General features: G+C 68.3%; 5 protein-coding genes and 1 pseudogene. 1 reads left to right on the top strand and 5 read right to left on the bottom strand.

Annotated elements, in window-relative coordinates; all coding sequences use genetic code 11:
• Window positions 1–558: 558 nt before the first annotated feature.
• The 5 genes and pseudogenes from AC08OP_RS21060 to AC08OP_RS21040 form a co-directional block, all read right to left on the bottom strand.
• Window positions 559–1,443, bottom strand: coding sequence for an SDR family NAD(P)-dependent oxidoreductase (locus AC08OP_RS21060; protein WP_476615760.1), 885 nt, complete (start codon window positions 1,441–1,443; stop codon window positions 559–561).
• The gene (locus tag AC08OP_RS21055) at window positions 1,406–2,173 is read right to left on the bottom strand and encodes a hypothetical protein (RefSeq protein WP_476615761.1); all 768 of its coding nucleotides are present in this window, start codon (window positions 2,171–2,173) and stop codon (window positions 1,406–1,408) included. The genes AC08OP_RS21060 and AC08OP_RS21055 overlap by 38 nt, the downstream gene beginning before the upstream one ends.
• A gap of 85 nt (window positions 2,174–2,258) precedes the next feature.
• A pseudogene (locus AC08OP_RS21050) lies at window positions 2,259–2,531 on the bottom strand (toll/interleukin-1 receptor domain-containing protein); the annotation flags it as partial.
• Window positions 2,532–2,647: 116 nt separating this feature from the next.
• A complete protein-coding gene (locus AC08OP_RS21045) occupies window positions 2,648–2,800 on the bottom strand; it encodes a hypothetical protein (RefSeq protein ID WP_476615759.1) in 153 nt (50 codons plus the stop codon).
• A 477-nt stretch (window positions 2,801–3,277) separates the two neighbouring features.
• Window positions 3,278–3,493, bottom strand: a complete 216-nt coding sequence (locus tag AC08OP_RS21040; RefSeq protein WP_476615758.1) for a hypothetical protein — start codon at window positions 3,491–3,493, stop codon at window positions 3,278–3,280.
• Window positions 3,494–3,761: 268 nt separating this feature from the next.
• On the opposite strand from AC08OP_RS21040, the gene AC08OP_RS21035 reads away from it, so the two are divergent.
• On the top strand, window positions 3,762–4,752 hold a 991-nt coding region (locus AC08OP_RS21035; RefSeq protein WP_476615757.1), incomplete at its 3' end, for a hypothetical protein.

The following is a 4,752-nucleotide window of genomic DNA, read 5'->3' as shown; positions in this document are numbered from 1 at the left end:
CCGCAGCAAACCATCCCGACAAGCCGGAGATCACCCAACACGGCCAGCGAACCACACACAGCCAACACCGATGAGACCCCGGCACCGATCAACCACAAGACTTCCGACTACTTACGAACTGCCAGCTCGGCCAGCATTTTCGCTTGCGGATATGCAAGCGAGACGCTTGCTGCGCTGGTTTAGGACGCTCCCTCCCGCGACGAAGGAACGATTCATGCGGGAGCAGTACGTGTTCTGGGGTATGTACCGCCACTGCATTCCGATCGAGAACGCCGTCAAGCTGTGGGAGTTCATCGAGACCGGGCAGCTCGACCTTCGCACTGGCGTGCTGGACGTGAGCCGATCAGGCTACGGCTTCGCGGTCACGCGTGCCCTGTCGGGGGCCGGAGCCGGATCGACCATTTCGACCACATCGTCGATGCGACCGGAACCGGATTTGACGTCACCAAGGCGCATTCGCCCCTGCTTCGGGACCTGCTCCGATCGGGCAGCGCGGCGGCACACCCGCCGGGCTGCTGGATCGAACTCCCGGCCGCGCCAGGGCGGTGGAACCCACCGTCAGGTAGCGGAGAAGCCTCCGTCCACGAACAGCGTCTGGCCGGTAAGGTAGACGGCGGCGGGGCCGGCCAGGAACACAGCGGCGCCCACCAGGTCCGACAACTCGCCGTTTCGCCCCAGCATTGTTCGATTGGCCATTGCCGTCGCCCGCTCCGGATCGTTGAAGACGGTCTTGGTAAGCGGTGTCCGGACGAATCCCGGCGCGATCGCGTTGCAGCACACACCGCGTTTCGACCAAGCCTCGGCCTGAGACCTAGTCAGTGCCGCGACACCGGCTTTGGACACCCCGTACGCGCCGCTGTTGCCGAACGCGCGGATCGACTGCTGCGACGCCAGATTAATGATCCTTCCCCAGCCGCGCTCCGCCATTCCTGGGCCGTACCGACGGCCCAGGAGGAAGGGCGCGTCGAGATTCACCGCCATCGTCAGGTCCCACTCCTCGTCGGTCAGACCGCCGAAGGGCGGTCTGATGTTCACGCCTGCCGAGGTGACGAGGATGTCGGGCTCCCCGAACGGTTCGGCCGCCTGATCGGCCGCCTGATCGGCCGCCTTGCTCAGCTCGGCGCGATCGGCCAGATCGCACCGGATGCCTGCGGCGGCGGCGCCAGCATCGCGGAGTTCCTCCACTACGGACTCCAGGGCGTCGGCACGGCGGCCGAGCGCGACCACCCGCGCGCCGGCACGGCCAAGCGCGAGGGCAATGCCGCGGCCGATACCGGAGGTCGCTCCGGTCACCACCGCGGTGCGCTCCCGCAGCGAGAAGAGCTCGACCAGGAAATCCGCCACCAGTGCTCCCTTCACGCAGCTCCGCGCTCGAGCGCAGAGGCCGTGCCGCGACGCAGATAAGCTATCGGAGCCGACCGGGACGACACGCGGCGCGCGCACGTACCGACCCGCGCGGACGCCTGGGCCACAGCGCTCCGGTCCAGGCGCGGGCGGGCGTTTTCAGCACAGATAGTCCGGTTCCTCGCGGCGCAACGTCCGCTCGATGTAGTAGTCGAAGTAACGCCGCGCGACGACGGGAAGTTCCGAGAACCAGGGAGGTCGCCGTTACCTCGGACCAGTGCCAGCCGCAGGGGTTCACCAGGAAGAGTTTGTCCTCAACTTCACTGTCCTCAGCCGTGACGGCCATCGAGAAGTGATTGTCCACTCCTTCCTGTAGTCCCCCGGGCCACCCGGCCGCCAAGGCGGACCACAGCAACCGCAGAACCTCGGCCGGGGACCCCGCCGTAGGTAGTCCCAGTGCCGCCGCGAGTTCGACCAGCCCGTTGGTCGCCAGCGTGGGGTTCTCCGCGTTGAGCCACCACACGATCTGGTATCCGGCGGCGCGTCTGTGAGCGTACTCGACTGCGAGCTGGGTCTTGCCCACACCTCCCATTCCTCGCAGCGGCACAACAGCGATTGCCTCCGCGTCGGGTTGACGCAGGCGGCCGTCCAACGCCCGGAGAAGGTCGTCGCGGCCGGTGAAGAACGGGTTTCGGGCCGGGACGTTCCAGATCCGCGGCAGCCGCCGGGGGAACTCCGCTCGGCCCGGAAAGGTGACCGGTGAACCGGACCCACGTAAGCCCGCCGACACTCCGTCGAGAAGCCGGCGGCGAGCGTCGTCCTCTTCCAACCCGAGCAGCTCGATCCGGCCCGAGCAGCTCGATCCGGGTCGGCGGCGCGTACAGCTCAGGGATCGAGCAGTCAGCCACGACCACCGGAACGACGCGGCCCGGATGGTCGCTCGCGAACGCCGCGGTGTGCTCGGCTTGGGAAAGGCGCTGGGCGAAGTAGGCGTCGGTGTAGACGGCCACTACCCGCTCGGCCCGTTCCAGAGCGTGCCGTATGGCGTGCACGAGGTTGGTGCCCGCAACCCAGTCCCACACGTCAAGCTCCACCGCGTACCCGGCCTCGACCAACTCCTGGGCAATCCATTCAGCCCATGCCAGGTCGCTGTCGGCGTGGGAGACGAAGAAATCTCGCCGATCCACCTCACCCCCATGCCTGCCAGGTCCAAGACAGCACGTTCCCGCGGTCGAGCATCCCCTTGCCGGACGCTTCCGGCCACGAAGCGCGCAGGAACATCATGGCGTACGCCGCGAGCGGCTCAAGCCACAAGGCCGCGGCGCCGGCTGGAGACCGTGCCGTCCCAGCCGGGAGCGGTCGCTGACCCGCCCAGGTCCACGTTCCAGTCGAGCAGGCTCGCACCGAGCTCGGTGAGGTCGACGGTCTGGTCGGGCTCGGCCCCGGTGAAGCTCACCAGCGACGCGGACCGCGGCGAAGAGGGTCCGAGAGCGCGGTTTGGGGTCGCCGCCGATGACGGTGACGGTCAAGCGGGCTCCGTTCAGCCAGCGGTGACGAGAAAAGCATGCCGGTCGGGTCCAGTACGGCCCGGCGCCGCCACTGGCGGGACGGATATGGCCGCCGACCCAACCTATCCCGCGGCCTGGCTCATGCGGCGGGTGAGTTCGTCGGCGTCGATGGGGCTGCCCGCCTGCCGACGCCCGGCGGTGGGCCGAGGCCGAACTCCTCACGACGACCTCGGACCACTGCGGGTCGTCCGTGCGGGTGGCTCCCGACCCTGCCTGGCGACACGCCGGTCGTCGGCCGACTTTCCGGCGACTTTCCGGGGCCCTGACCTGGCGGTGCACCCCGGAAGTCGACACAGCAACAACGGATATCCTCGACGTAGCCCGTTCATACTAGTTTGATCTGACTATCCAGATGGTCGCCAGACCTACCGGCAATCATGATCATCTGGATCCTCGCGCCGAGGGTGGGCGACGCGCGGGGCGCTCTGGCCGGGGGTCGGCGTGTAGGGCACCCGGGGCTGGACGGCGTAGGTCAGTACCGCTGTGAGCGCCGGAAGCCAGCCGAGGTAGTACGCGCTCACGGCCACCAGCGCCATGGCCGGGAGCGGGACCAGCAACATGCTCGTACGGGTTGGGGGCATGACGTACGTCCTTTGTTATCGGGTGTATGGCTAGTTAATTTTGGGGATGTTTTATCGTCTGCCCTGATCCCCCGACAAGTGCCGTAACTTCGCATGTCAATAGAGACATTCGGGAGTACACAGCAATGTGCGTCGCAACCCCGCACCACCACCGGCGACGGTCTTTCTCCAGATGGTGTCGCAACCGTCCACCGGTACTGTCGCTACCCGGTGGAGGTAGCGACAGTGAGCGCTGGATCGCCTGCCCACCAGGGAAAATAGGGCTGCGGTGACCGGGAACCCGAAGGATCAGGGCGGTCGCTGGCCGGTCATCGACAACGGAGTCTCCCGCGACCACCGGTGTCTTCTGCTGTTCTTCCACCTCCTGCACGCCCTCTACCAGGTGCCGTGGAAGTCCTGCTGTTCGCTGCCGGTGGGCGACCCCGGTCACGACGCCGAGAAAAAGAAGATCGAGCGGCGGTTCACAGGGAAAACGAAACTCGACTGGGACCAGATCGTCTGCTATCTGAACAAGCTTCCGGAGCCCGACCGGGAATCCGCGACGCTTACGGCTTTCTGCCTGTTCAAGCGGTGGTGCGAAGGGTCACGGGCCGGGCGGACCACGCTGGCGAAGGAGGAGGCGAGCCGCGCGTTGGAGGCCGCCGAGGCCGCGACCGCGGACCGGGACTGGCCCGCGGTCGCCTGGCTGTTGGCGATCCCCGTCGCCGGCATGCCGGTGACCACCACCTCGCCGATCGCGATGGTGCCGGCAGCCGCGGCCGACCCGCTGGTTGCGACAGCCGAGGTTTCGGTGGCCCCCACACGGGCCACACGAGCGGCCCACGTTCCCCGAGCGGACCTGGAGGAGGTGGAACGCCAGCTCGCCGCCGCCCTGGAGCGGGCCCGACAGGACGGCGAGCGGGCCGAGGCGGCGGACCAGCGGCTGGAGGAAGCCGACCGGGTACGCGGCGACCTACGCGCCCGCCTGATCGAGCTCGGCGCCCGGTGTCAGCAGGCCGAAGAGGACCGCGACGCCGCGCTGGCCACCGCCGCCGCCGCGCTCGCCAGCGCCGACGCAGCCGACGCCGACGCGACCGAGGCTCGCGCTCTCGCCGCGGCGGCCAGCGTCGCCCAAGCCGAGGAGCGTGAACGGGAGGCCGAGGCTCGCTGGGTCGAGACGGCAACGCTCCTCACGGTTACCGAGGATCGGGCGGTCGAAGCCGAGCGGCTGGTCGAGCATCTGCGCCGGCGGGAAGCCCACCTCACCGCCCGCGTCGCCC

This window comes from Frankia sp. CeRuru1, from assembly GCF_977966315.1.
The sequence above is the reverse complement of the archived record's forward strand: the minus strand, read 5'-3'. Positions and strand labels throughout refer to the sequence as shown.